Source organism: Cytobacillus purgationiresistens (genome assembly GCF_030813235.1).
GTDB classification, from domain to species: domain Bacteria; phylum Bacillota; class Bacilli; order Bacillales; family Cytobacillaceae; genus Cytobacillus; species Cytobacillus purgationiresistens.
Genome location: NZ_JAUSUB010000018.1, coordinates 20,215 through 45,997, shown reverse-complemented (window position 1 = coordinate 45,997; position 25,783 = coordinate 20,215). Strand labels below are relative to the sequence as shown.

Genomic DNA, 25,783 nt, shown 5'->3' with positions numbered 1-25,783 from the left:
AAAGGGGTTTTTTTATGATTAAATTACATCAAGTGAGTAAAAATTTTTCGCAGTTCCAGGCCATTAAGTCTGTCTCTTTAGTAATAAATAAAGGTGAGATCCATGGAATCATCGGAGCGAGCGGCGCGGGTAAATCAACCTTGCTGCGGCTAATGAATTTGTTGGAATCCCCAGATGATGGTGAAGTGGAAGTGAATGATCAAAAGCTGACAAGCTTGAGCAGCATAGATCTTCGACAAGCACGGAAATCAATAGGGATGATCTTTCAGCATTTTAATCTAGTGGCGAATAAAACGGTTTTCGAGAATGTGGCTGTATCTTTGGAATTGGCAAACTATCCAAAGAAAGAACGTCGGAACCGCGTGATGGAGTGTCTGCAATTTGTCGGACTCGAGACTTTCATGGAAAAATATCCTTCACAATTAAGCGGTGGAGAAAAACAGCGTGTGGCTATTGCAAGGGCATTGGCGAATAACCCGCAAGTGCTGCTATGCGATGAACCAACCTCTTCGCTTGATCCGAATACCACGGCTGAAATATTAGGTGTGTTAGAAAATGTAAATAAAAGTCTCGGTGTGACCATTGTCATTGTCAGTCATGAGATGGAAGTGATTAAGAGCATTTGCAATCGCGTAACGGTCATGACAGATGGCGAAATCTATGAAGAAGTATCAATTGAACCAAAGGGAATCCAAGATATAGATGATAGTCCCAAACGCTTTGTAGAACAACTAACAAAGGATGGTGAGATGCACCATGCCTGAGATATTAGTTCAATATGAAGCTGAGATTTGGGGAGCGATTGGCGAAACCTTTGTAATGGTGGGTGTTTCTATTTTCGCTGCCGTTCTAATAGGGCTCCCGGTTGGAACATTGCTTTTCCTTTGCAGGAAGGGGCAAATGATTGAGAACAAGTTTGTTTTTTCGACATTAAATTTATTCGTCAATATTATCCGTTCTTTCCCGTTTTTATTATTGGTAGTTTTTTTAATCCCATTTACAAGATTCATCATCGGGACTGCTATTGGCACAGCAGCTGCAACCATTCCGCTATCCATCATCGCGATTGCCCATTATTCGCGATTGGTCGAGCAATCTTTATTGGACGTGCCAAGGGGTGTGATGGAAGCAGCTATTTCAATGGGTGCTTCTGTTAAGGAAGTGATCTTTAAATTTCTTTATGTCGAGGCCCGTTCTGGACTAGTTCTCGGATTAACCACATCGATTATCAGTTTCATCTCCTATTCAACGATTATGGGAGTGGTGGGAGGCGGTGGCATAGGTGACTTTGCCATTCGTTACGGCTATCAGCAATTTAAAACTGATTTGATGATATATATGATTATCATCATGGTCATACTGGTTCAGCTTATACAATTCACTGGAACCACTGTATCAAGAATGATTGATAAAAGATAACTAATGGAGGAAAACATAATGAAGAAAATCCTTTTACTTATGACCGTGTTCCTATTTATTTTAGCTGGCTGCGGTCAAGATAATGAAGCCAAAGATAGTGAAAAAGCGCAAGGTAATGGCAATGAAGAAGTAACATTGAAAGTAGCTTCACTGATTCCCCCAATGACGGAAATTCTTGAGCTTGTGAAACCAAAACTAGCAGAGGACGGCATTAACCTCGAAATGGTTGTATTAGGTGATAATGTTCAGCCTAACAGTGCACTTGCGGCAAAAGAAGTGGATGCAAACTTCTTTCAGCATGTTCCTTATATGGAGGAATTTAATCGAAACAATGAGGCAGAACTAGTGCCAATTACACCTATCTATTTTGCGAATTATGGTGTGTACTCTAAAGAATACAATTCGGTGGAAGAATTACCGGAGGGTGCTGTAATTGCCATTGCGAATGACATTTCAAATATAGATCGTTCATTGGCTCTGTTAGCTCAACATGATGTCATCACATTACAAGAAAAAACGGGTCCATATTATACGAAAGCTGATATTGTTGACAACCCAAAAAACTTTAAGTTTGAAGAAGTAGATTTATTAATGTTAGCGAGAATGTATGATGATGCAGATGCAGTAGTCATGACACCTGCTTATGCTTCACCGCTTGGATTGACACCAAAAAGTGATGCACTCTTAACTGAAGGAGTAGATAATGAATTTGCGATAACCCTAGTAGCACGCAAAGATAATGCAGACTCGGAGCCCATTCAAAAATTAGCCGAAGTCATGACGAGTCCGGAAGTACGCGAATTCCTGGAAGAAAATTATGATGAAACAGCCATTCCAGCTTTTAAATAAAGAGATCAAGAAAGAGTCTGTCCAAAGGTCATTTTGTACCTTGGACAGACTCTTTTCTTAAGGAGGTTTTTTTTGGCAAATTAGCACAAAAAAAGTCTTAGCCCCGATCAATCTGTATTCTAAAAATCGGATTAGAACATCAAATCAGCGAAAATCGAACCAATCGTGTTCTAATAATCGGATTAGAACATCAAATCAGCGAAAATCGAACCAATCGTGTTCTAATAATCGGATTAGAACATCAAATCAGCGAAAATCGAACAAATTGTGTTCTAAAAATCGGATTAGAACACCAAATCAGCAAAAATCGGACAAATCGTGTTCTAAAAATCAGATTAGAACATCAAATTAGCTAAAACCAATCAAATCGTGTTCTAAAAATCGGATTAGAACATCAAATCAGCGAAAATCGAACAAATCGTGTTCTAATAATCGGATTAGAACATCAAATCAGTCAAAACCGCACAAATCATGTTTTAATAATCGGATTAGAACACCAAATCAGCGAAAATCGAACAAATCATGTTCTAAAAATCAGATTAGAACATCAAATTAGCTAAAACCAATCAAATCGTGTTCTAAAAATCGGATTAGAACACCAAATCAGCAAAAATCGAACAAATCATGTTCTAAAAATCGGATTAGAACATCAAATCAGTCAGCGAAAATCAAACAAATCGTGTTCTAAAAATCGGATTAGAACATCAAATCAGTCAAAACCGCACAAATCATGTTTTAATAATCGGATTAGAACACCAAATCAGCGAAAATCGAACAAATCGTGTTCTAATAATCGGATTAGAACATCAAATCAGTCAAAACCGAACAAATCGTGTTCTAAAAATCGGATTAGAACATCAAATCAGCAAAAATCGAACAAATTGTGTTCTAAAAATCGGATTAGAACATCAAATCAGCGAAAATCGAACCAATCGTGTTCTAATAATCGGATTAGAACATCAAATCAGCGAAAATCGAACAAATTGTGTTCTAAAAATCGGATTAGAACACCAAATCAGCAAAAATCGGACAAATCGTGTTCTAATAATCGGATTAGAACATCAAATCAGTCAAAACCGCACAAATCATGTTTTAATAATCGGATTAGAACACCAAATCAGCGAAAATCGAACAAATCATGTTCTAAAAATCAGATTAGAACATCAAATTAGCTAAAACCAATCAAATCGTGTTCTAAAAATCGGATTAGAACATCAAATCAGCAAAAACCGAACAAATTGTGTCCTAATCATAATTCATTTTAAATGAGAGATTCTTTTTTAAATTTCCGATTTTTGATTCTTCTTTGCTGATTCTCCCTTTTGGGACAGCCTTATAAAATGACCGTTGAAGCAGAAACCTCACCATAAGACACTATTCACTCAATCGAATCTCCACTGCTGTACCAATCCCAACTTTACTCGACAAACTCACGCTTCCGTCATGTGCCTCAACGATATCTCTGGAAATCGCCATGCCGAGTCCTGTGCCGCGAATGTTTTCAGTATTTGTTCCTCGGTAGTAGCGTTCAAAGATTTGTTCAAGGTCTCGTTCTGCAATGCCTTTTCCGTTATCTTCAATGGAAATGCTGTCTGCTGTGACACGAATTGTTACTGCGACGGTTTCATCATTGTGAATGAGCGCATTGTAAACAAAGTTTAAAATGGCGCGTTTCATTAGATGGCGGTCGATATTCCACTTCAAATCAGGGGAAGCACTAGTAAAGGAAATCTCATATTTGCCAAATTGCGGGTCATTTAACAAGTCAATCACAATTTCACGTACAAAGCTTTCGAGCCGTGTTTCCTGCAAGGTGAGAGGCATGTCCTGATTGCGCAGGCGCATGGTTAAATTAAAGTCATCAAGCAGGTCCTTCATATAAATCGATTGACGTTCAATGACTTCAGCGTATTCTAACCGTTCGATTTGCGATACGTCTAAGTCGCGTAGTAATTCCGCATATCCTTGAATGGAGGCGAGGGGCGTTTTCAAATCATGAGATACATTGCTAATCCATTCATCCCGCATGTTTTCAAGCTTCAATCGTTCTTCTTCATGGGTTTGCAGTGTTTTTGAGACATCATTTAAATTGGCAAAAACGGGTTTGTAGATGCCAGGTCTTTTCGTTTCTTGCACAGAGAAATTTCGTGTTTTGAGCTGTGATATTCGGTCGATCAAATAGGAAACTGGCTTTGTTAAGACCGTACTAAACAGCAAGCCAACAAGCATTGCAATGAGCAGATCGACGATGATAATAGCGATTAAAGACTTTGTCGCATAAGACAAAATGGATTCTGCATCCACCATGAATACTGCGCGTTCTTCTTTAGAATTCGGGACAGCGATTAAATAGCTGTAAGATTCAAATTCTCCGATAAAATAAGTGTTAAACTCATCATCCATATACTTATATTTGTGAACTAGCTCAATTGGGCTGTAGTGTGTTGGTACATTATTGGGTGCAAGAGCAGATGATAAAACCTGCCCGTTTTTATCTAAAATTTGCAGCCAGCCGCCGAAAGCATGAAGTGCTTCTAAGCCTTCATCTGAGACAACAGGCTGTCCATTTTCAAGCGAAAAATACTTATTGAATTCTCGTGTAAAGGTTTCACCTGAGTCGCTGGAAACTTCATCAATCCCGCGAGTCTGCTGGTAAAATAGCATGCCAATTAAAATAAATGTATTGACGAAAATGACAATGAAGACAATGCTGAGCACCGAAATTAAGTAGCGGGCTGTTATTTTCCATTTCACTTGATTCACCTATTTCGCTATAAATTTATAGCCAAGACCTTTGACAGTGATGATAAAAGCTGGCTTTGAAGGGGTGTCTTCAATCTTTTCGCGGAGTCGCCTAATATGGACCATCAATGTATTATCTGCACCGTAAAAATCTTCTCCCCACACTCGTTCAAACAGTGTTTCCTTACTTAAAATGCGGTTTGGATTGCGCATAAAACATGCCATTAATCCAACTTCTTTTGCTGTTAGTTCAAGGAGTTTACCATTCCTCATCACTTCTGTTTCATCATTATTAATTGAAAATGGCCCGACCGAAATCGTTTCGGAGGCATTAGGTTGAGCAGGAACTTCCATCGTATATAAGCCCGCGCGTCTAAATTGTGCTTTTACACGAAAAGCCACTTCTTTTGGACTAAACGGCTTTGTAATATAATCATCGCCGCCAATGGCCAACCCTAAAATCTTATCAACCTCATCTGATTTAGCAGATAAAAATAGCACAGGTATGCGCGATATCTCACGAATCTTGTTGCATAAATCATAGCCCTCGCCATCTGGCAGCATTACATCTAAAATGGCGATATTCGGTGAAAAGGCTTTGAATTTCTCCCAGCCTTCATGTACAGAACCAGCCATTTCAATATCGGTAAAGCCTTCCTTTACAAGTGCTGTTTTTATTAGATGGCATAAGTCGCTCTCATCATCCACTATTAAAATGCGTGGCTTCTCCATTACTCGCACATCCTTTCTTTCTCATCTAAGCCGCTGCCGCATGCCCATGCACTTTTCTAACAGTATAAAGCAACTGGCAACTCGTTTTGAATAAATAACATGTCTTCCATTTTCATTCTATACGTGATTTAAGGATTTTGTAAGATACGCGTGAATTTAGTGTAAGGTTCGCTCGATATAGTAAGGACATAAGAAAGAGGTGCTTATTTGATGGAACCATTATTAGTTGTGCAAGACGTTGAAAAAATTTACGGAAAAGGCGCGAATACATTTAAGGCGCTTGAACATATATCATTTGAGATTGACCATGGAGAATTTGTTGGTGTGATGGGGCCTTCTGGGGCAGGGAAGTCGACATTGCTCAATGTACTTGCAACGATCGATTCACCGACGCATGGCGATATTTTGATTGGCCATGACAATATTGCGAAGATGAAAGAAGAGGCGCTCGCGGATTTCCGTCGTGATCATCTTGGATTCATTTTCCAAGACTATAACTTGCTCGACTCATTAACCGTACGTGAAAATATTTTACTGCCATTAGCGATTGCGAAAAAGCCAGCAGCTGAGATTAGAGAACGTGTAGACACCATTGCCCGTACATTCGGTATCACACCACTACTGGACAAATACCCATACCAGATTTCTGGTGGCCAAAAGCAGCGAACGGCTGCAAGCCGCGCGTTAGTCTCAAATCCAAAGCTCATTTTTGCGGATGAGCCTACTGGTGCATTGGATTCGAAATCAGCAGCAGACTTGCTGGAAAGTTTGAGTAAATTAAATGATGAGCATGAAGCAACGATCATGATGGTTACGCATGATGCTTATGCAGCAAGCTTCTGCCGTCGAATTTTATTTATCAAGGATGGCCAATTGTCCAAGGAAATATTCCGTGGAACGAAAACACGCAAGGAATTCTTCCAAATGATCTTAGCTGAACTGGCGCAAATAGGCGGTGACGTCCATGACGTTATTTGATTTGGCGCTGAAAAATATTCGCCGCAACTTAAAAAGCTATTCACTTTATATCGGTTCAACGATCTTTTCAATCGTTATTTATTTTACATTTGTGACGCTGAAGTATAGCGAGGATATTAGTGTACTGGCAGAAACATCAAAACAAATTAGTGGCATAATGAGCGCTTCCGCCTTTGTATTAATGATATTCGTGGCGATTTTCATCGCCTACTCGAATTCATTCTTTATGAAGAAGAGGAAGAAGGAGGTGGCGCTTTATTCACTTTTAGGCGTTCGCAAACGTTCTATCGGCTTTCTGTTATTTTTTGAAAATATGATGATCGGATTACTTTCACTTGTTGTTGGAGTAGGGCTTGGCTTTTTGTTATCACGCGTATTATTGACAATTTTAATGAAATTGATGGGGCTGGATATCGTCATTGGATTTGCATTTTCAATGGATGCGGTGGTCAATACATTCATTGTATTCTTCATTATCTTCTTATTTACCTCGATGCAGGGATATCGCGTCATTTATCAGTTTAAGCTAATTGATTTATTCCATGCTGAGAAAAAAGGCGAGGAATTGCCAAAGGCGCGCTTGATTTCAGCTATTTTAGGCGTGGCCACCTTAGCAGCAGCCTATTGGCTGGCTTTGCAGGATTTAATGACATCCCCAATCTGGCGTATGCTTAGCTTGGCCATGCCGATCGTGATTATTGCCTTAACAGTGATTGGCTCGGCATTAATCTTTAGCAGCGTACTTGTATACGTTTTATCAGTAATGAAAAAACAGGAACGCTGGGCTTGGAAAGGGTTAAACTTAATGACTGCATCGCAACTGTTGTACCGCATCCGAGGCAATGCGAAAACGCTGACTATTATCGCCACTTTGAGTGCAACCACCATCACAGCGGGCGGGGCAGTGTTTGGGCTTTACTATAATGCAGAAAAGGATGTTCAAACCTATACTCCATATACATTTATGTGGGAAGGAGCCCCGCAGGATATTAATCCCGATATTATAGAGCACGCTGAAACAATTAAAAGTAAGACACTGCGAATTGAACAAGACATTAATGAAATGGAATATGCAGTTATTAATCAATCAACATTTGAAAAACTGGCGAAAAACCTGGAATGGTCAGATATACAAGTGGCTAATGAAGGAGAAGTATTGATGATTGATGCGTTTTATGATCAGCGCTGGTCACAAAGAGAAGAATCGGTAATGATTGATGGTGCAGAATTCGCGGTGGCGAAATTATATGACAAAGCTGTATTTAATACATTTACGCTTGGTGCTAGTGCCATAGTTGTAACAGATCAGCTATACAGTGAAATCAAAGCAGATGAAAAAACATATCAAGCTGTAAAAGTAGAGGATTATAAAAATCAATTCGCATTGTCAGAGGAATTAGCAGCTTCAACTGAAAATTTCTCAAGTGCGACACAAGACTATAAGGCTTCAATTGAAGCAACTGGTTCGTTGCTATTTGTCGGAAGCTTTTTAGGGCTGGTTTTTCTAGTAGCAACCGGTAGCATCATTTTCTTTAAAATGATGACAGAAGCAGAGGAAGATAAAGCAAAATATGCCGTGCTTCATAAAATTGGTGTATCGAGACGAGAAATGAGGCGTACGATTCGCAATCAGGTTGGTGTGATTTTTGCAGCACCACTCGTATTAGGACTTATTCACGCAGCAGTTGCCTTAACAGCATTCTCAAATCTATTTATGATGGATCTCCTAGTACCAGTCATCATCTGGATGCTTGCCTATACAGTGATCTACACAATTTACTATTTCGCCACAGTACGTAGTTTTAACAAAACCATTCAACAAGATTAACTGGAGGGATAAGTATGAAAAAGGTATTCATATCACTAAGTATTGTAGTAGCTTTATTAATTGGTGCCATCATTATTTTGGCAACAGTCGACTTTAATCGATTTGGAAAAGACAATGCATATGTGCATATTACAACACCAACTTCTGTGGAAGAAATGAAATTGGATTCAGGTGAAATTATGAAGAGCTACTGGTACACATTACCGGCATATAAAGAAAATGGCGACATGATTCAAGTTGAATTTTCAGGGGCAAAAGAGCTGCGCCAAGACGCATACTTGATGCTATATATAAAAGATGGTAATCACGTAACATCGTTTGATGAAGTACAGATAAACGATATCCCTGAAAAAGCAAAAGAAAAGATTGAAGGATAAGAAGAGGCCCTTGAACTGCTTTTGAAGCGGTTTGTGGGGCTTTCTTTATTTGGAAAGATGAAATGTCTGAAGGAATGGTTAAGCAAGGAGTTCTGAATGAATCATTCTGAAATATTTAACTCTGACCTAGAGTGGCGAATGATCTATCATGCGCGATTATTATAGCGCATAAGTATACAATCAATTGGTCACACTACATCAAGTAAACCATAATAATAGGAGGCATACGCATGGAATCCCAACAACCATTGAACCACCAAAACATTGAAACAGGTGCTATACCGCCACAAATGAATCATGGCGGCCATGAAATGTTTGATGTCCACGAAGTGTTGTCAGGCTCAATTAACACAATGAATACCTATACAATGCTTAGTGAGCATGTGCATGATCCAGAGCTTCGTGATATATTGCAACGCCAAAAGCAATTCATGGCAGACGAATACAACATCACCCAAGAATGCTTTAAAACGGGACAAGATCCTTCAAAGCCTACGCAAAGCTATAAAATGAAACAGGGCAATGACTTCACTTTTGGCATGAAACCGAGCCAGTCAAAGAAACCGATGCAGTCCGCTGCCGAAATAACGGATGAAACAATTGCGCTTAGCATGTTAAATGCAGTTAAATCAGGTGCCCTAGTCAAAACAGGCGCAGCAATGGAAGTAACAAATCCGGTAGTCCGTCGTGTACTTGCAGATTCTCTTCCAAACTGTATTGAAATGGCTTATGAGATTTCACTTTACCAAAATAAGCACGGTTTCTACCAAGTGCCGCAGCTTTCACCACAGGACATGCAGCAAATGCAAAATGGCTACTCTCCTGCCCCAATTCAACCTGGGAACTTTTCTTCCCATTAGAGATGAAACGCCGCTTCCCTTATGGAAGTAGCGTTTCTCTTTATTTAGAGAACCTTATTAATACAAGCCACTTCATTAAATGCATTTTTTCAACGGTAATCACTAAACGACACAAATGCCATGGTCATGATTGGTATCATATAGATCTAGCAATGTTAATGTACTTTCTTATGTATAGCCTGTCCCAGGTAGAAATGGTGTTTTCTTCCTACAATTGTCTTATACGGCAAAGTTGTCGGAACCTGGGAAAAAACAAATAAGAAAAATTTAATTGATATCACGCTTAGCTTGTTTACTCAACTGGATTAATAAGGAAGCCAAACTGCAACTATATTGGTTTACCGCTAAAATCAATAACCATTTTAAGTAAATGAGGTTATAAGTCAAGGCGGTGCCCACTTAAAGAGTAGGGTTCTTTACTAATTCCAATAATACCCTGATTAGATATACAAATAAGAATGCCATAATTAATGTTATACTTGGTGGACAACATTAGATCCTGAAAGGATTGAATACCACATGAAATACATGAAATCGCAAATGAAACAGCTGGTTAAAGAGAATAGGGAATTGCAAAAAAGTTTAAAAGTGTTGATGGCTGAACATGACTTGGAGAAAAACTTTGCGCTTAAAGCTTTGTATCATTCAGAGGTTGCTGAGGGCGGAAAGTATCAGCTGGATTACCAGGCACTGGACTTGCCCAAAGGGTAGGTCATTTTTTTTATTCTAATGTAAGGATCAATTCAGGTATAATAGAAGTTTGTATACGGAAATAATAAGAAAAATAATTCAGAATAAAAGAGGCTTGGTTATGAGTGAAAAAGGCTTTAAAGACTACCAATTAAGTGAAGAAATAGTAAAGGCTCTGGATAGCTTAGAATATAAAAATCCAACTGAGGTTCAAAGTAAAGTGATCCCTCTTGTGTTGGAGAAAACGGATCTTGTTGTGAAATCTCAAACAGGCAGTGGAAAGACGGCTTCCTACGGGATACCCATTTGTGAATTAGTAGATTGGCAGGAAAATAAACCGCAAGCGCTAATTTTAACTCCAACGAGGGAACTTGCAGTACAGGTGAAGGAAGACTTCACAAACATAGGCCGATTTAAACGGATTAAAGCAGCAGCAGTCTATGGGAAACAGCCCTTTGCCATTCAAAAAACAGAATTAAAGCAAAAAACGCATGTAGTTGTTGGTACTCCTGGCCGTGTGTTAGATCATATTGAAAAAGGCACTTTGGATTTAGATCAAATCAACTATCTAGTTATAGATGAAGCTGACGAAATGCTGAACATGGGTTTTATTGAACAAGTTGAAGCGATTATTAAAGAGGTCCCTCAAAATCGAGTGACGATGTTATTTTCAGCGACTTTACCAGAAAAGGTCAAGAACCTATCACTTAACTATATGAAAACACCTATTGATATTGAAATTAAAGCAACTGGTCTTACTACAGATAAAATCGATCATTCGCTTTATAACGTAGCAGAAGACAAGAAACTTTCTATGCTTGAAGATGTAACCATTGTTGAAAATCCGGATAGCTGTATCATCTTTTGCCGTACAAAAGATCGAGTAGACACGCTTTGTGATGAGCTAACAGATATGGATTATAACTGTGATAAAATCCATGGCGGCATGGAACAGTATGACCGGCTTGATGTGATGAATGATTTTAGAAGAGGCAATTTCCGTTATTTAATTGCTACAGATGTAGCCGCTAGAGGAATTGATATTGATAATATTACACATGTGATCAACTATGACATTCCATTAGAGAAAGAAAGCTATGTGCACCGTACAGGAAGAACCGGACGAGCAGGGCAAAAGGGGAAAGCCATCACATTTGTTACACCGTATGAAGATAAGTTTTTAAATGAAATAGAAGAATATATCGGTTTTGAAATTCCTCAATCAACAGCTCCTTCTAAAGAAGAAGTTGCAAATATGAAATCTGACTTTGAAGAAAAAATGAATATCGAGCCAACCATTAAAAAAGCAAAAAGCGAGAAATTAAACAAGCAAATCATGAAATTGTATTTCAATGGCGGCAAGAAAAAGAAGCTTAGAGCAGTGGATTTTGTTGGAACGATTGCTAAAATTGATGGCATTACAGTGGATGACATCGGCATTATTACCATTCAGGATACGGTTTCATATGTAGAAATACTAAATGATAAAGGTCCGATTGTACTTAAAAAGATGAAAAACACAACCATAAAAGGCAAACAATTGAAGGTATATGAAGCGAATAAGAGATAAGTAATGAATTTGCTGAGAAAAAGATGAGAATGAGGGGGCTAAGCAAAGTTTGTCGCCTAAAGCCAATTAGATTCCTATTTTGATGGCTATCTAGCGGGTTAGGGTAACTAACTTCGGATTGGGTTACCATTTCAGTGGTCATCTGACCGATTAGGGCACCTAACGCCGAGTTAGGTTACCATTTCGACCATAATCCCGCAAAAGCCAACTCATTCTCTACTTTTCTAATACCATTCCTTTGGCTCATAGTTTAGCTCTCTAAATAATGCTGTCCGCTCTTTTTTTGATAAATCTCTCCATTGGCCAGGCGGGAGATTGCCTAAATGAATATTCATAATTCGGGTTCTTTGAAGTCTGTAAACTTCGTAGCCTAACTCTTCGCACATGCGGCGAATTTGGCGATTTAAGCCCTGTGTTAAAATAATTTGGAAATCAAATTTTGATATTTGTCTTACCTCACAAGGAAGTGTTTTTGTGCCTAATATGTGTACTCCCTCTGACATATTCTTTAAGAATTCAGGAGTGATTGGCTTGTCTACTGAAACAATATATTCTTTTTCATGCTTATTTTCTACGCGTAGAATTTCATTGACGATATCACCATCGTTTGTAAGGAGAATTAAGCCATCCGAGTCTTTATCCAATCGTCCAATATTAAAAATTCGTAACGGGTGATTCACTAGGTCAATAATGTTGCCTTTTACTTTCTTTTCCGTTGTGCTTGTAATGCCCACTGGTTTATTTAAAGCGATATAGACATTGTTTCTCGCTATCCGGACAGGTGCCCCATTTACAAGAACATCATCTCCCGGCTCGACTTGGCTGCCTATCTCTGCACGTTTCCCATTTATAAGAACTCTGCCTTCAGTAATTAATTTATCTGCACCACGCCTGGATGCTTTTCCAGCCTCACTAATATACTTATTAATACGCATGTTAACCACGACCTTTAGCCTGAGGATTTTTTTACTAGAATATCTAACTATACCTTATTTTTAAGAAGGAATCAAAAGCCTTAATGGAGATAGATTACGGTAAACCGCAATATACTTGATCGCAGATGAAAATATAGAATTTTACTATAAGAGCGTTGATAGATTCTATTTTTTCCAGTCAAGATAATTTTTCTCTCGACAACAACATGGCTTGATGTGAGAAATCAATCTATGAAAGCGGTATAATAGAACGAACAGAATAAGACTTGCTTTTATGGAAGATAACTAATTAAAATAACCGACAAGAGAAGAAGGAAAGGAGAAACTATGACGAATAACAAAGATATAGGATGGAACTTAGACAATAGTTATGCCCGTCTGCCAAAATCCCTTTTTTCCCATACGAATCCCACCTCTGTAAGCTCGCCTAAGTTAGTTATATTAAATGACGACTTGGCGGAATTCTTGGGTTTGGACGATCAAGCGCTCCAAAGCGAAGAGGGAGTAGCAGAGCTGGCTGGGAATAAGCCTCCTGAGGGTGCTATGCCTCTTGCGCAAGCTTACGCCGGGCATCAATTTGGGCATTTCAACATGTTGGGGGACGGCCGAGCGGTACTGCTTGGAGAGCAAATCACTCCCAAAGACGTGAGAATGGATATTCAGCTTAAAGGGGCAGGCAGAACACCCTACTCCCGTGGCGGAGATGGCAGGGCGGCACTTGGACCGATGCTGCGTGAATACATCATTAGTGAAGCGATGCACGCCCTTGGTATTCCTACCACCAGAAGTCTTGCGGTGGTGACATCTGATGATTCAGTAATCCGTGAAGCAGAGCTGCGGGGTGCCGTATTAACTCGTGTGGCTGCCAGTCATATCCGCGTTGGAACGTTCCAATATATTGCGAGATGGGGCACGGTTGAAGAACTTCGCACCCTGGCTGACTATACATTAAAGCGTCATTTTCCCGAAATTGAAGCGGATAATGACCGCTATCTTACCCTTTTACAAGAGGTAATTCAGCGTCAGTCTGAGCTCGTTGCCAAATGGCAATCTGTTGGCTTTATTCATGGGGTAATGAATACCGATAATATGGCTATTAGCGGAGAAACGATTGATTATGGACCTTGCGCCTTTATGGACGCTTATGATCCGGAAACGGTGTTCAGTTCCATTGACGTCCAAGGACGATATGCTTATGGCAATCAGCCTTATATGGCGGGATGGAATCTTGCGCGCTTTGCTGAATCCCTATTGCCATTGCTGGATGATGATCAGGAACAGGCTGTCAAATTGGCCCAAGAGGAGATTTCCAGTTTTAATCAGGTGTATCATGATAAATGGCTTAAGGAAATGAGGGCAAAACTGGGCATATATAACGAAGAGACACAAGATAAGGATCTTATTAATGGACTGCTTGAGATGATGAAGAAGTATGGTGCTGATTATACTAATACTTTCCGTGCATTGACTTTCGCTAAGCTTGAAGACACTGTGCTCCTTGGAAAGCCTGAATTCGCACCCTGGCATGAGCTTTGGCAGACAAGATTAAGTCGGCAGCAGGAATCAAAGGCTGCTTCGGATCAGTTGATGCGGAACAGTAATCCTGCAGTCATTCCACGGAACCATAGGGTAGAGGAAGCCCTGGAAGCAGCAGTGGATCGTAGCGACTACAGTGTAATGGAAAAACTCTTAAATGCGCTTTCGAATCCATTCGCACATTCTGATGACCAGGATGAATACTCGACACTGCCTATTTTAAAAGGTCCTTACCGAACGTACTGCGGAACGTGAATAAATAAAAAAAGGCGTCATCCAAAGTCATTTGACTCTCTGGGTGACGTCTTTTAATTTGCACCATAACTTCAAGTGCGTTTCCCATTTATCTTAAAATTCTTTTTGATTCAAAAGGGTGATTCAGTGCCAACCTCTTAAGGTAAGGTAATATGAAAGGTAATGTCGACAAACACAACAATAATTGATTGATGGTTTTCTCATTTACTTCAATATTTAATTTTCCTCCCAAAGGGTATATTAACCATACCCATAAGAAAGGGATGATATCAAAATGAACATACAAAAAGAAGAAGGCCGACATTTTATTCAGGATGACTTAGGGAACTCAGTTGCAGAAATTTCTTATTCTCAAAACGATGATCAGACAATCACGATTGATCACACGTTTGTAGATGAAGATTATCGCGGGCAAGGAGCTGCACGGAGGCTCGTTGATTCTGTCGTTGAAGAGATGAAACAACAAAATAAAAAGATTATTCCTGCATGCAAATTTGCTGCAGCCGTGTTTAAAAGAGTTCCTGAATACCAATCACAGCTTGCTAAGTAAGATGACTCAAATCCCAGTGCCCTATCTACAGATGGCGCTGGTTTTTTTTGTGCACTATTCACTGTATAGGTCAATCTATCACAGGAAAAGCTACTTATTAACATAATAGGCTTTTATAAAGGACGGTTTTACATATGAATGAGGAAAGTAAACAGCGATTTGGACCTGTCTTTTACTGGTCAGTAGGTATCCTTATCTTATTAATCATTATTGGCGCTGCGGCACCAAGAGCGATGGAACAGTACACTGCTGCGATTCAGAGTGCGATAACATCGACTTTTGGCTGGTACTATTTGATTATCGTTTCGATTTTTGTATGTGTGTGCCTGTTCTTAATTGTCAGCCCATTTGGAAACTTAAAGCTTGGGAAAGCGGATGAAGAGCCGGAATATAATTATCCGACTTGGTTTGCCCTATTATTTAGTGCAGGGATGGGGACTGGGCTATTGTTCTGGGGAACGGCGGAGCCAATTTCTCATTTTGCTATTCAATCGCCAACAGGTGATACTGGCACTAGCCAGGCAGCGATGGACGCTTTGCGATACGTATTCTTTCATTGGGGTATTCATGGCTGGAGCGTGTATGTCCTTATTGCTCTATGTCTTGCTTTTTTCAATTATCGAAGAGGCGGAGATGGATCGATTAGTTCAACACTTTCGCCTTTGATGAATACCGATGGAGTAATAGGGAAGCTCATTGATGTTGTTGCTATTATTGCTACGGTAACAGGGATTGCTACTACACTTGGCTTTGGTGCCACGCAGATTAATGGCGGTATATCCTATGTTTGGGATATTCCCAACTCTTTTTTAATACAGCTGATTATTATCGTGATTATTACTGCTGTCTTTTTAATCTCAGCAACAACAGGTATCAATAAGGGCATTCGCATTCTTAGTAATGTAAACATGGTTCTTGCATTAATTCTGCTGGCCTTTTTTATTATCTTTGGTTCAACAGTTTATTCGCTGAATCTGTTTACTGATACGATTGGAAAGTATATTCAGCGCTTGCCAGAGATGAGCTTTCGTCTATCACCTATGAATAGTACTAACAGGGAGTGGATCAATGATTGGACAATATTTTATTGGGCATGGTGGATGGCATGGTCGCCCTATGTTGGAACTTTTATTGCTAGGGTATCACGTGGCCGTACGATTCGTGAGTTTACGATTGGCGTGTTAATCGTGCCAACATTAGTAACATTCATTTGGTTTGCTTTCCTAGGCGGAACGGCAATTGATATGCAAATGTCAGGTGTGACTGATTTATCTATAATGGATACTGAACAGATGCTGTTCGCTGTGCTGGAGCAAATGCCATTAAGTTTTGTTATATCAATATTATCAATTATTCTCATTGCTATCTTTTTTATCACTTCGGGCGATTCAGCAACAGTGGTTTTAGGAATGCAGTCGGTTAAAGGAACGTTAAACCCTTCCACCCGGAACAAATTGATATGGGGCGTTCTCCTTTCAGCTACGGCAACGGTTTTGCTGTACTCAGGTGGACTTCAAGCCTTGCAAAATACAATGATTATTGCTGCCTTTCCGTTTTCCTTCGTCATGATATTAATGACAATCGCCTTAATTAAAGAACTGCGGCAGGTCAGGCGGGAAATGGAGCTCTCTAGTGCAACAAAGGAAAAGCTGAAGACACGCCGTTTGCAAAAGCAAATCATTAAACAAGAGCTAAAAGAAGAAAAACGCTGGATCGATGAGCAAATGAAAGAAGAAAAAAAGAAAGTGGAAAGAGAGAAAAAAGCAAAACTTCGTGATTTGGAGAAGAAGAAAAAACAGTAGGGATGGCTATCAAACAGGACATTGCTGGATTTCATATCCAAGTAACAGTAAAGACTTGTGTAGATGAAAAGGTATTATTAAAGCTTGCGAAGAATAAGGGTGTTCGGATCTATGATTTCAATCAAATGTGGATGAGACGTAAAAATGAGGGATTTCCTCATTTTTATTTAGGATTTGCTGGAATGATTGAAGCGGATATGGAAATGGGGATTTGTTCATTAAAAGAGGTTTGGGAAAGCGTTTTAATATAAGTTAAAAGCAGCCCATTGGAGCTGCTTTTTCAATAATTAGTGTAAAATGGATCCGCTATCGATAATTAATTCTGTTCCCGTTACAAATTTAAATTCATCAGAGGCTAAGTAAAGAACACCATATGCAATATCTGATGGTTGTCCAAAGTGCAATTAGCAATCATTAAGCAAATATTTTTTGAGTATATAAAAGCGAAGTAAAAAAAGTGTCCCTATTTAAGGGACACTTTTTTCAACCCTTAAGATTAATCCGTAAATGAAATAAAATCCACTATGACGTTCTTCCGGTTCAATAACGCAGAACGAATGATAGTTCCACTAGCGGGATATTTTATCTATTTACTATATGATTATTTCTTTAAATAAAATAATGCAAAATGCCTTTCCTTCATTCATTCGTCAAAATACCTATTAAAATTGGATTTTTATAAGGAATTATCCATAAAAATCACTAAAATAGGAAAATATATTCCTTTTTTCGACAAAAACCATTATAATATAAAAATTCATTCTATTTAGATTTTTGTAAGTATTCTACATGATAATAAGGAGGAGAGTCAATGGAATGGTTTGAAAGTCTCATAGCTACAATAGGAAATATTGTATGGGGTCCGGTTACGTTAATTCTAATAGTCGGTACTGGTATACTTTTAACTTTTAGGCTAGGTTTTTTACAAATTCGAGATTTACCCTATGCGCTTAAGCTTACTTTCAGTAAAAGCGACAAAGAAAAGAAGAATAAAGGGGATATTTCTCACTTTCAATCCCTAATGACTGCAATGGCAGCTACATTAGGAATTGGTAATATGACTGGTGTAGCATCAGCCATTTTAATGGGGGGTGTAGGCGCACTTTTCTGGATGTGGTTGGCTGCTTTTTTCGGAATGGCAACCAAATATGGCGAAGCAATCTTGGCAGTCAAATACCGAGTGACGAATCATAAAGGAGAAATTTCCGGTGGACCTATGTATTATATCGAAAAAGGTCTTGGCTGGAAATGGCTTGCTGTATTATTTGCTTTATTTGGCTTCTTAGCGTCCTTTGGAATCGGCAATATGACACAAGCAAATACAGTAGCAGGTGCTCTCTCTGCGAACTTTGACATTAATCCTTGGATAACAGGATTTGTTTTGATGGTATTAACAGGGATCGTCCTCCTTGGCGGAATCAAAGGCATAGGCCGTGTTTCGGCAATCTTTGTTCCTTTTATGGCACTTTTCTATTTAGCTGGTGGTGTCGTTATTATTCTCATGAATATCACAGAGGTTCCAGCAGCATTTGCTTTAATTATTAGTGAAGCATTCAATCCATCTGCGGCTGCAGGAGGAGCGATCGGTATGGCTATTCGTTACGGGGTAGCACGGGGAGTATTCTCTAATGAAGCTGGGCTTGGATCTGCGCCAATTGCAGCAGCAGCAGCAAAGACAGATTATCCGGGAAGACAAGCGCTTGTGTCTATGACTGGAACATTTATGGATACGATTATCGTATGTACAGTTACAGGACTGGCCATTGTAATGAGCGGGATTTATACGGGTCATGGAGATGCATCCAGTCTAACTGGTGATGCGTTCGAATTCTTTTTGCCAGGTGTAGGTAATTATATTGTCATATTCGGTATTATTTTATTTGCCTATTCAACAATTATCGGCTGGTCATATTATGGAGAGAAATGCTTTGGATACCTATTCGGCGATCATCGCACAATTATCTATAAAGTGGTTTTTGTGGGCGTTGTAATGCTTGGTGCGGGTCTCAAGTTGGAGCTTGTATGGAACATTGCCGATATCTTTAATGCATTAATGGCGATACCAAATTTAATTGCGCTCCTGTTATTATCAGGTGTGATTGTTTCTGAAACTAAGAAATTCCAAGAAGTACGTAAAAAAGAAAGATTAGAAGTAAAAAGGAAAAAGATGGCGAGTTAATTGGAAGAAGATAAAAGGGTTTTCATATACTCTCTCGAATTGTAAATATACTACTATTTTCAAAGAGAAGAGGGAGATCCATATGGAAAATACGCTAGTTCAAACAAAGCAAGGACAATTAAAAGGTCTTGTCGAACGAGAGGTAAGGGTATGGAAAGGGATTCCTTTTGCAAAGAGTCCTATAGGTGATTTGCGGTTTCAGCCACCAAAGGCGCCTGAAGAATGGGAAGGCACTCGGGACGCAACTGAATACGGGTCTGTTTGTCCGCAAAATCGTGAAATTGCAGAAAGACTGGGAACACCGGTAGATCAGATGTCAGAAGATTGCCTGTACTTGAATGTGTGGACTCCTTTAAAATCTGAAGAGAAACGTCCGGTTATGGTTTGGATTCATGGGGGAGCGTTCCGTTCAGGCTCGGGTAGCACACCTCTTTACAATGGAGCTAAACTTGCCCAAGAAGGGGATGTGGTAGTTGTTACACTCAATTACCGCCTTGGTCCACTTGGTTTTCTCCATTTGGCAGGTATGGATGAAAGCTATACAGCTAATTTAGGCTTATTGGATCAAATAGCAGCTTTAACATGGGTGAAAGAGAATATTTCAAGCTTTGGCGGAGACCCAGAGCAAGTGACCATCTTCGGTGAATCAGCTGGATCCATGAGCATTGCAAGCTTATTAACTATGCCGGCTGCAAAAGGACTATTCCACAAAGCGATTATGCAAAGCGGTGCATCACAAATCATTTCTCCTCAGAAGGCATCTGACATTGCGAGATCAGTGCTGACAGAACTTGGTATTGGGATAAATCAATTATACAAACTAGGCGCACTTTCGACAGAAGCAATCATAAAAGCAGGGGAAGTAATCGGTCAAAAATATGGTGCGGACGGAATGATGTTGTTCCAGCCTACACTCGATGAAAAAACGCTGCCACTTTATCCAACTGCAGCCATTGCAAATGGATATGCTAAGGACATTCCGCTTCTAATTGGTACAAATCATGATGAAGGGCATTTTTTCTTTGATGAAGAAACACCGTTAACACCTGCATCAACAAGGGAAGCCGTTCTAGTAAAGCAAGTTGGCGAGGAACATGCTCAAGAGCTTAAAGCGCTTTATCCAGAAACACTCGACGGTGCTGCACAATTCATGACTGATTTTATATTTTGGAAGCCAGCGATTGAATTTGCGACGGCCCAAGCACAATTTGCCCCTGTCTGGATGTATCGGTTTGACTGGATTGAGCCCAATCACCCTCAACTAGGAAAAGCGGTTCATGCATTAGAAATCCCGTTTATATTTAATAATCTTGGCTATTTTAAATCATTGCATGTGACAGTAAATGAAGAAATGCAAGGCCTGGCTGCGCAAATGCAATCTGCTTGGATTGCATTTGCTACGTCAAGTGATCCGAATGTGGATGCACTTGGACAACAATGGCCGACTTATGATTCCAGCAAGCGTTCTACATTTATATTTAATCGCCAACTCAGTCTATCTCAAGACCCTTACTCAGAAAAAAGAGGACTGCTTCAGATATAAAACATATTTAAGCCACATGCATGATAAAACACGGATTTACAAAAAAACGGTTAAAGAAAATTCAATTATTTTCTTTAACCGTTTTTATTTAGGTCAGCTTTTAAGTAGTTGGCATAGGAACCAACAATTGCCCGAAAAGCTAATGGTAATCCTAAAAGGGAAGCTAGATGCACCAACTAGTGCCGAAATGACAGTCCCAGTCCCAAAAGGGTTACTAGATTCCCCAACAAGTGTCTGGTTTGTCCGACCTGAATCAAAAGGGTCACTAGTTTCCCCAGCGCTAGTGCCTAATTCAACAGTCACTTTAACAGCGAGAGGGGGATATCCTGAAAAAAGGTCAAAGAGGCAGCAAATGAAAAACCAATAAGGTTGATTGAACAGCCTTTTGCGTTTTTAATTGGGCATCTATTGATCAATATGAGACTGTTTGACAGCAGATCCATTTTATTTACTCTGCATCTGTCTCAGCCAAATAGCCAGTTGCAATGTGATTACATCATTTGTATTTTGCGGGTTATAGCCTGTAATATCTTTAATTTTTTTTATGCGATAAATAAGAGAATTTCGGTGAATATACATTTTCTTTGAGCATTCACCGAGATTTAGGTTACTTGCAAAAAACTGTTCTAAGGTATCGATTAATTTTTCTGATAATCCATTTAAAATCCGTTCATAATATAACTGTTGTGCCTTGTCATCAAGCTGGTTTAACAACGCTTTTGTTTCAACTTCTTTGAAGGTTGCGAAAAGCTGATGTGTCTCGCTTAATGTCACCGAGGAGATTGACTCATGATAGGAATGGAGAATATGGGACATTGTATCCCCACTTGTACCCATACCAATTTTTACAACAATCCCTTTTGCTTCCCAATAATCGATGGTTCTCATTAATTTATCTTTTACTTTTGTTTCGGGAAGGCCGGAAGTAAGAATGAATTGCTGGTTTACCCCTAAAAAGCCAATGAGTGTATGGTTTTTATTAAATATCCCCTCGAAAAATTGAATGATATCGTTCCTTTTTAAATGATTTGCACCTGTTTCAATGACGGAGACCTGGTAAGGGGGCTTAATCGTGATTCCAACGAGCTCAAGCCTTTGATGGATCGATTTCTCATTCAAATTCTCCTGGAGTAAATCATCAAAAATATGATCTTTGATTTTTTGCTGCCACTCAAGCTGATCTGCCACAGAGGATTGTTCAATCATCATTTCAGTAATCATCTTTACTAATTCTCCAAATTCCATTATGTCTTCTGGATTGCCAGTGATGCCGATGACACCGATGATTTTTTGTTTGAATTGAATTGGTAGATTAATGCCAGGTAAGGAATTTTCCCATTTGTTCAGGTCATCCTCATGTATGATAATGGTTTTTCCCGTTCTGAGCACTTCCCTGGCGCCATCATGTATTTGATGTATTCGTTCAGGATTCCCGGAGGCGAGGATCATTCCTTGATCATCCATAATATTAATATTTCGGTTGAGTCTGATCGTCGTTTGCCTAACAATTTCAGCAGCAATTTCCTGAGTTAGCATTTGGGTCACCCTCGTTTTAAAGATTTGAATAGGTTTTTTGTTATATATCAGATAGATAATATCATATTCTGTTTATAATAGATAAAAAAGTAGTGCAATAGATCAGATTTTTTTGGTTATTCAATACGATGACTTTCATACAATCACATCTTTATAATAAAGATAACACGATATACGTTAGGTGGGGAAACAATGAAAGTAGTGATTGCGCCAGATTCTTTTAAAGGCAGCTTATCTGCTGTTGAGGCATCAAGTGTGATGGAAAAAGGCATCAAGAAAGCGTTTCCAAAGGCCGAAACGGTTTTAGTTCCAGTAGCGGATGGCGGAGAAGGAACGATGGACAGCTTAGTGGCAGCTACAGGCGGACATAAGGTAGAAGTAGTCGTAACAGGTCCATTACAGGAAGATGTAAAAGCCGAATACGGTATTTTAGGCGATAAAGAAACATGTGTCATCGAAATGGCTAGTGCTTCAGGACTAATATTGGTTGAACCCGAAAAACGAAATCCATTAATAACAACAACATTTGGTACAGGAGAATTATTGAAAAAAGCAATGGACGATGGCTATCGAAAGTTCATTTTAGCTATTGGTGGAAGCGCTACCAATGACGGTGGAGCTGGAATGCTCCAAGCGTTGGGTATGCGTCTTTTAGATGAAAGCGGGGTCCCAGTTGGTGTTGGAGGGGCAGAGCTTGAAAGGATTGCGACTATAGATAATGGACAGTTTGATTCTCGCATTGAAAAGAGTGAATTTCTTATTGCTTCAGACGTACAGAACCCATTTATTGGACCTAATGGGGCATCATTTGTATTCGGTCCACAAAAAGGAGCAACACCAGAGATGGTAGAGCTGCTTGATCACAATTTAACTAGCTGGGCGGATGTCATCGAAAAGACAACCGGTACTCGACTGCATGATGAGCCGGGTGCTGGTGCTGCAGGTGGCATAGGTGGAGCATTCCAAGCCTTTTTCCCTGCCCAAATGGAACGCGGAATCGATATAGTCATTAGATATACAAATTTTGAAGAGAAAATTCAAGGTGCAAGCTGTGTGTTTACAGGTGAAGGACAATGTGATTTCCAAACAGCTTCTGGGAAAACGCCAATGGGTGTAGCAGAAGCAGCGAAAAAACAAGGAATCCCGGTATTCGTCCTTGCAGGCTCAATTGGTAAGGGAATTGAAGAATTGTACCAACATGGAATTACAAGTGTTCATAGTCTTATGAAAGGGCCGATGAGTCTCCAGGATGCAATGAATGAGTCACATGAACTGTTAGAGTCAGCGGCAGAACAAGTAATGCGCACATTTAATGCCATTTATAAAAAATAGAAGGTTAGGAGGAATTCAAGATGTTATTCTTAATTATTGCACTTGGTGTATTATTAATCGTTATTGCAACGACGAAATTTAAACTTCATCCATTTATGTCGCTCTTATTAGGTACTTTGTTTGTTGGATTTGCCTCAGGCATGTCATTCGATTTGATTGTTGAAAGTATCAATACAGGATTCGGCAATATTATGACCAATATTGGTCTAGTCATTGTATTTGGTACAATCATTGGGGTTATTCTTGAAAAGGCAGGCGCTGCTTATCGTATGGCAGAGGTTGTTCTTCGTGTGGTTGGACCGAAAAGACCACAGCTTGCAATGAGTATTATCGGTTTTATTGTTTCTATTCCAGTATTCTGTGATTCAGGATTTATCATATTAAATAGTTTAAGACAAGCGTTGGCAAAGCGGGCTAAAGTTGCGCTGGCATCCATGTCAGTTGCGTTGGCTACTGGATTATATGCTACGCATACACTTGTACCACCTACTCCGGGTCCAATTGCAGCTGCAGGGAATATCGGTGCAGATGCTTATCTGGGTACCGTCATTCTAATTGGTTTGATTGTTGCAATTCCGGCAACAATTGTTGGTTACCTATGGGCTGTTAAAGTAGCGGTAAAAATTGAGGTTCCTGAAGAAAAAAATGAGGATGGCGAGGAGTTTGACTACGATAAAGTTGTTGCTTCATTTGGGAAAATGCCATCAACGTTTCAAGCATTCTTTCCTATTCTATTCCCAATTATCTTAATTGGATTAGGTTCTGTCATTTCTGTTCTAGGTTACGACGGTGGATTTGCCCAATTCCTTATATTTATAGGAAAACCAGTTATCGCATTATTATTGGGTGTAGTAGCAGCATTGCCGCTATTGCCTAAATATGATGAGGAAACATTAACTGGCTGGTTTGGGAAAGGGTTACTTGATGCAGCGCCCATTCTGTTAATCACTGGTGTAGGTGGATCTTTCGGAACGGTTATTAAAAACTCTGGTGTTGAAGAGATCATCCAAGGCTGGGATATTGCTGGTATCTTTACAGGTGCATTCTTCCTGCTTGTACCGTTTTTAATCGCAGCTGCATTAAAAACGGCACAAGGTTCTTCAACCACATCTCTTGTTCTTACATCATCATTAATTGCGCCAATGCTTCCGGTAGTAGGTATTGAAGGTGCGGTTCCATTAGCATTAGTTGTTATGGCAATTGGAGCAGGAGCAATGACAGTTTCTCATGTAAATGACAGCTATTTCTGGGTGGTTACTCAATTTACAGGCATGAAAGTAACAGATGCCTATAAAGCGCAAACAATGGCTACATTAATGCAAGGTTTAACGACAATTATTGTGACTATGATTCTTTGGGTCATTTTAGTCTGATAAAAAGGTACCCTATAGACATTTTGTCTATAGGGTGTTCTTTGTATAAATAAGCGCATGTTTATACCTGTTCATGTAAATAGAATGCCTTTGAGATAAAAGTCTTAGAGGCTTTTTTAAAAAGCACCTCTACCGCCAACAACAAGAAGCTGATGTCCAGTAATATAAAAGCTGTCATCTGATGCTAAAAATACAATCATTTTTGCAATTTCATCTGTTTCTGCGAATCTAAAGTCAGCCTTAAGTCAAGACCACATTTCTTGATGAAGCTAATAAATATAAAGGCTAAGAAATCAGTTAAGAGAAAAAAAGACCCTAATGGAAAGTCCATCAAGGCTCAATAATATTAAATCGTTGCTTTATAGTTTCTAGTACTGTTCTTACTTCTGTTTCATCCTGTGGATTCGCTTTTAAATAGGTTTCACAATCATCCCTCAAATATTGGAAAAAGGTTGGGTAATCAAGGATGATTTCCTCGTCTTCTTTTACTAAGGGGGAATCAATGTAATACGCAATGCCTTCTTCCCCAAAATAATCGTCTTCCCATTTTTCATAAAAGTCAGCGAAGACAAAGCGAGCGTACTCTGTCCCATAGCCTTTACCGTCTGCATAGCTCTGCAGTATTCTGATAAACTTTCCTGTGCCCATATGCTGATAAAATGTATTGATTAACTGCCGCTTATTATCCTCCATGAAA

The 25,783-nt window shown here is 39.4% G+C and carries 23 protein-coding genes and 2 pseudogenes; 18 read left to right on the top strand and 7 right to left on the bottom strand.

Translation table 11 applies throughout. The features are described from left to right. Nucleotides 1-14: 14 nt before the first annotated feature. From J2S17_RS18415 to J2S17_RS18405, 3 genes are read left to right on the top strand one after another with little or no spacing between them, the layout of a single operon-like run. Nucleotides 15-764, top strand: coding sequence for a methionine ABC transporter ATP-binding protein (locus tag J2S17_RS18415; protein WP_307477240.1), 750 nt, complete (start codon nt 15-17; stop codon nt 762-764). Then, entirely contained in the window at nt 757-1,419 is a 663-nt protein-coding gene (locus J2S17_RS18410; protein ID WP_307477239.1) for a methionine ABC transporter permease, read from the top strand. Before J2S17_RS18415 ends, J2S17_RS18410 begins: the two co-directional genes overlap by 8 nt. Before the next feature lie 18 nt (nt 1,420-1,437). Beyond that, the gene (locus J2S17_RS18405) at nt 1,438-2,268 is read left to right on the top strand and encodes a MetQ/NlpA family ABC transporter substrate-binding protein (protein ID WP_307477238.1); all 831 of its coding nucleotides are present in this window, start codon (nt 1,438-1,440) and stop codon (nt 2,266-2,268) included. Between the two features lie 1,374 nt (nt 2,269-3,642). Here J2S17_RS18405 and J2S17_RS18400 read toward each other — a convergent pair. After that, the gene (locus J2S17_RS18400; RefSeq protein ID WP_307477237.1) at nt 3,643-5,022 is read right to left on the bottom strand and encodes a sensor histidine kinase; all 1,380 of its coding nucleotides are present in this window, start codon (nt 5,020-5,022) and stop codon (nt 3,643-3,645) included. A 9-nt stretch (nt 5,023-5,031) separates the two neighbouring features. Next, entirely contained in the window at nt 5,032-5,742 is a 711-nt protein-coding gene (locus tag J2S17_RS18395; protein WP_307477236.1) for a response regulator transcription factor, read from the bottom strand. A gap of 210 nt (nt 5,743-5,952) precedes the next feature. On the opposite strand from J2S17_RS18395, the gene J2S17_RS18390 reads away from it, so the two are divergent. The 6 genes from J2S17_RS18390 to J2S17_RS18365 all read left to right on the top strand — a co-directional run bounded on the left by J2S17_RS18390 (nt 5,953) and on the right by J2S17_RS18365 (nt 12,045). Then, nucleotides 5,953-6,720 (top strand): ABC transporter ATP-binding protein, encoded by a 768-nt coding sequence (locus J2S17_RS18390; RefSeq protein WP_307477292.1) that lies wholly within the window; start codon nt 5,953-5,955, stop codon nt 6,718-6,720. Then, the gene (locus J2S17_RS18385; protein WP_307477235.1) at nt 6,707-8,548 is read left to right on the top strand and encodes an FtsX-like permease family protein; all 1,842 of its coding nucleotides are present in this window, start codon (nt 6,707-6,709) and stop codon (nt 8,546-8,548) included. Before J2S17_RS18390 ends, J2S17_RS18385 begins: the two co-directional genes overlap by 14 nt. 14 nt (nt 8,549-8,562) lie before the next feature. Then, nucleotides 8,563-8,925 (top strand): YxeA family protein, encoded by a 363-nt coding sequence (locus J2S17_RS18380; protein WP_307477234.1) that lies wholly within the window; start codon nt 8,563-8,565, stop codon nt 8,923-8,925. A gap of 230 nt (nt 8,926-9,155) precedes the next feature. Next, entirely contained in the window at nt 9,156-9,785 is a 630-nt protein-coding gene (locus tag J2S17_RS18375) for a spore coat protein (RefSeq protein WP_307477233.1), read from the top strand. Between the two features lie 519 nt (nt 9,786-10,304). After that, nucleotides 10,305-10,496: a hypothetical protein gene (locus tag J2S17_RS18370; RefSeq protein ID WP_307477232.1), complete on the top strand. Its 192-nt coding sequence runs from the start codon at nt 10,305-10,307 to the stop codon at nt 10,494-10,496. Nucleotides 10,497-10,596: 100 nt separating this feature from the next. Further along, nucleotides 10,597-12,045, top strand: a complete 1,449-nt coding sequence (locus J2S17_RS18365; protein ID WP_307477231.1) for a DEAD/DEAH box helicase — start codon at nt 10,597-10,599, stop codon at nt 12,043-12,045. 224 nt (nt 12,046-12,269) lie between these two features. Here the strand turns inward: J2S17_RS18365 and rluF are convergent, their stop codons facing one another. Beyond that, on the bottom strand, nt 12,270-12,980 hold the full coding sequence (gene rluF / locus J2S17_RS18360; RefSeq protein ID WP_307477230.1) for a 23S rRNA pseudouridine(2604) synthase RluF: 711 nt from the start codon (nt 12,978-12,980) through the stop codon (nt 12,270-12,272). Between the two features lie 327 nt (nt 12,981-13,307). On the opposite strand from rluF, the gene J2S17_RS18355 reads away from it, so the two are divergent. From J2S17_RS18355 to J2S17_RS18340, 4 genes are all read left to right on the top strand, one after another. Next, nucleotides 13,308-14,771 carry a protein adenylyltransferase SelO gene (locus J2S17_RS18355; RefSeq protein ID WP_307477229.1) on the top strand — a complete coding sequence of 488 codons (1,464 nt, stop codon included), beginning with the start codon at nt 13,308-13,310 and terminating at the stop codon, nt 14,769-14,771. Nucleotides 14,772-15,045: 274 nt separating this feature from the next. After that, a complete protein-coding gene (locus J2S17_RS18350) occupies nt 15,046-15,321 on the top strand; it encodes a GNAT family N-acetyltransferase (protein ID WP_307477228.1) in 276 nt (91 codons plus the stop codon). 134 nt (nt 15,322-15,455) lie between these two features. After that, nucleotides 15,456-17,123, top strand: a complete 1,668-nt coding sequence (locus J2S17_RS18345; protein ID WP_307477227.1) for a BCCT family transporter — start codon at nt 15,456-15,458, stop codon at nt 17,121-17,123. 2 nt (nt 17,124-17,125) lie between these two features. Further along, nucleotides 17,126-17,374, top strand: coding sequence for a hypothetical protein (locus J2S17_RS18340; protein ID WP_307477226.1), 249 nt, complete (start codon nt 17,126-17,128; stop codon nt 17,372-17,374). A 36-nt stretch (nt 17,375-17,410) separates the two neighbouring features. Here the strand turns inward: J2S17_RS18340 and J2S17_RS18335 are convergent. Further along, nucleotides 17,411-17,518, bottom strand: a pseudogene (locus J2S17_RS18335) (SDR family oxidoreductase); the annotation flags it as partial. 416 nt (nt 17,519-17,934) lie between these two features. Between J2S17_RS18335 and J2S17_RS18330 the strand changes: the two are divergent. The 3 genes from J2S17_RS18330 to J2S17_RS18320 all read left to right on the top strand — a co-directional run bounded on the left by J2S17_RS18330 (nt 17,935) and on the right by J2S17_RS18320 (nt 21,212). Beyond that, nucleotides 17,935-19,302 (top strand): alanine/glycine:cation symporter family protein, encoded by a 1,368-nt coding sequence (locus J2S17_RS18330; protein ID WP_307477225.1) that lies wholly within the window; start codon nt 17,935-17,937, stop codon nt 19,300-19,302. An 82-nt stretch (nt 19,303-19,384) separates the two neighbouring features. Next, nucleotides 19,385-20,845, top strand: coding sequence for a carboxylesterase/lipase family protein (locus J2S17_RS18325; RefSeq protein ID WP_307477224.1), 1,461 nt, complete (start codon nt 19,385-19,387; stop codon nt 20,843-20,845). A gap of 16 nt (nt 20,846-20,861) precedes the next feature. Further along, nucleotides 20,862-21,212 (top strand): hypothetical protein, encoded by a 351-nt coding sequence (locus tag J2S17_RS18320; protein ID WP_307477223.1) that lies wholly within the window; start codon nt 20,862-20,864, stop codon nt 21,210-21,212. A 77-nt stretch (nt 21,213-21,289) separates the two neighbouring features. On the opposite strand, the gene J2S17_RS18315 is transcribed toward J2S17_RS18320, so the two are convergent. Beyond that, a complete protein-coding gene (locus tag J2S17_RS18315) occupies nt 21,290-22,381 on the bottom strand; it encodes a CdaR family transcriptional regulator (RefSeq protein ID WP_307477222.1) in 1,092 nt (363 codons plus the stop codon). Between the two features lie 192 nt (nt 22,382-22,573). On the opposite strand from J2S17_RS18315, the gene J2S17_RS18310 reads away from it, so the two are divergent. Continuing rightward, nucleotides 22,574-23,713 carry a glycerate kinase gene (locus J2S17_RS18310; protein ID WP_307477221.1) on the top strand — a complete coding sequence of 380 codons (1,140 nt, stop codon included), beginning with the start codon at nt 22,574-22,576 and terminating at the stop codon, nt 23,711-23,713. 20 nt (nt 23,714-23,733) lie between these two features. Then, nucleotides 23,734-25,086, top strand: coding sequence for a GntP family permease (locus tag J2S17_RS18305; protein WP_307477220.1), 1,353 nt, complete (start codon nt 23,734-23,736; stop codon nt 25,084-25,086). Between the two features lie 116 nt (nt 25,087-25,202). On the opposite strand, the pseudogene J2S17_RS28940 reads toward J2S17_RS18305, so the two are convergent. Together J2S17_RS28940 and cdiI are read right to left on the bottom strand one after the other, a co-directional pair. Then, nucleotides 25,203-25,304, bottom strand: a pseudogene (locus J2S17_RS28940) (SDR family oxidoreductase); the annotation flags it as partial. 112 nt (nt 25,305-25,416) lie between these two features. Then, complete coding sequence (cdiI, locus tag J2S17_RS18300; protein ID WP_307477219.1) at nt 25,417-25,779, bottom strand: ribonuclease toxin immunity protein CdiI; 363 nt, start codon at nt 25,777-25,779, stop codon at nt 25,417-25,419. Between the last annotated feature and the right edge of the window lie 4 nt (nt 25,780-25,783).

Coding starts and splice junctions, on each gene's coding strand:
- J2S17_RS18330 (WP_307477225.1), top strand. CDS start 17,935: ATGGAATGGTTTGAAAGTCTCATAGCTACAATAGGAAATATTGTATGG.
- J2S17_RS18340 (WP_307477226.1), top strand. CDS start 17,126: ATGGCTATCAAACAGGACATTGCTGGATTTCATATCCAAGTAACAGTA.
- J2S17_RS18325 (WP_307477224.1), top strand. CDS start 19,385: ATGGAAAATACGCTAGTTCAAACAAAGCAAGGACAATTAAAAGGTCTT.
- J2S17_RS18345 (WP_307477227.1), top strand. CDS start 15,456: ATGAATGAGGAAAGTAAACAGCGATTTGGACCTGTCTTTTACTGGTCA.
- J2S17_RS18350 (WP_307477228.1), top strand. CDS start 15,046: ATGAACATACAAAAAGAAGAAGGCCGACATTTTATTCAGGATGACTTA.
- cdiI (WP_307477219.1), bottom strand. CDS start 25,779: ATGGAGGATAATAAGCGGCAGTTAATCAATACATTTTATCAGCATATG.
- J2S17_RS18375 (WP_307477233.1), top strand. CDS start 9,156: ATGGAATCCCAACAACCATTGAACCACCAAAACATTGAAACAGGTGCT.
- J2S17_RS18410 (WP_307477239.1), top strand. CDS start 757: ATGCCTGAGATATTAGTTCAATATGAAGCTGAGATTTGGGGAGCGATT.
- rluF (WP_307477230.1), bottom strand. CDS start 12,980: ATGCGTATTAATAAGTATATTAGTGAGGCTGGAAAAGCATCCAGGCGT.
- J2S17_RS18390 (WP_307477292.1), top strand. CDS start 5,953: ATGGAACCATTATTAGTTGTGCAAGACGTTGAAAAAATTTACGGAAAA.
- J2S17_RS18310 (WP_307477221.1), top strand. CDS start 22,574: ATGAAAGTAGTGATTGCGCCAGATTCTTTTAAAGGCAGCTTATCTGCT.
- J2S17_RS18365 (WP_307477231.1), top strand. CDS start 10,597: ATGAGTGAAAAAGGCTTTAAAGACTACCAATTAAGTGAAGAAATAGTA.
- J2S17_RS18415 (WP_307477240.1), top strand. CDS start 15: ATGATTAAATTACATCAAGTGAGTAAAAATTTTTCGCAGTTCCAGGCC.
- J2S17_RS18315 (WP_307477222.1), bottom strand. CDS start 22,381: ATGCTAACTCAGGAAATTGCTGCTGAAATTGTTAGGCAAACGACGATC.
- J2S17_RS18380 (WP_307477234.1), top strand. CDS start 8,563: ATGAAAAAGGTATTCATATCACTAAGTATTGTAGTAGCTTTATTAATT.
- J2S17_RS18355 (WP_307477229.1), top strand. CDS start 13,308: ATGACGAATAACAAAGATATAGGATGGAACTTAGACAATAGTTATGCC.
- J2S17_RS18395 (WP_307477236.1), bottom strand. CDS start 5,742: ATGGAGAAGCCACGCATTTTAATAGTGGATGATGAGAGCGACTTATGC.
- J2S17_RS18370 (WP_307477232.1), top strand. CDS start 10,305: ATGAAATACATGAAATCGCAAATGAAACAGCTGGTTAAAGAGAATAGG.
- J2S17_RS18385 (WP_307477235.1), top strand. CDS start 6,707: ATGACGTTATTTGATTTGGCGCTGAAAAATATTCGCCGCAACTTAAAA.
- J2S17_RS18405 (WP_307477238.1), top strand. CDS start 1,438: ATGAAGAAAATCCTTTTACTTATGACCGTGTTCCTATTTATTTTAGCT.
- J2S17_RS18320 (WP_307477223.1), top strand. CDS start 20,862: ATGCATGATAAAACACGGATTTACAAAAAAACGGTTAAAGAAAATTCA.
- J2S17_RS18305 (WP_307477220.1), top strand. CDS start 23,734: ATGTTATTCTTAATTATTGCACTTGGTGTATTATTAATCGTTATTGCA.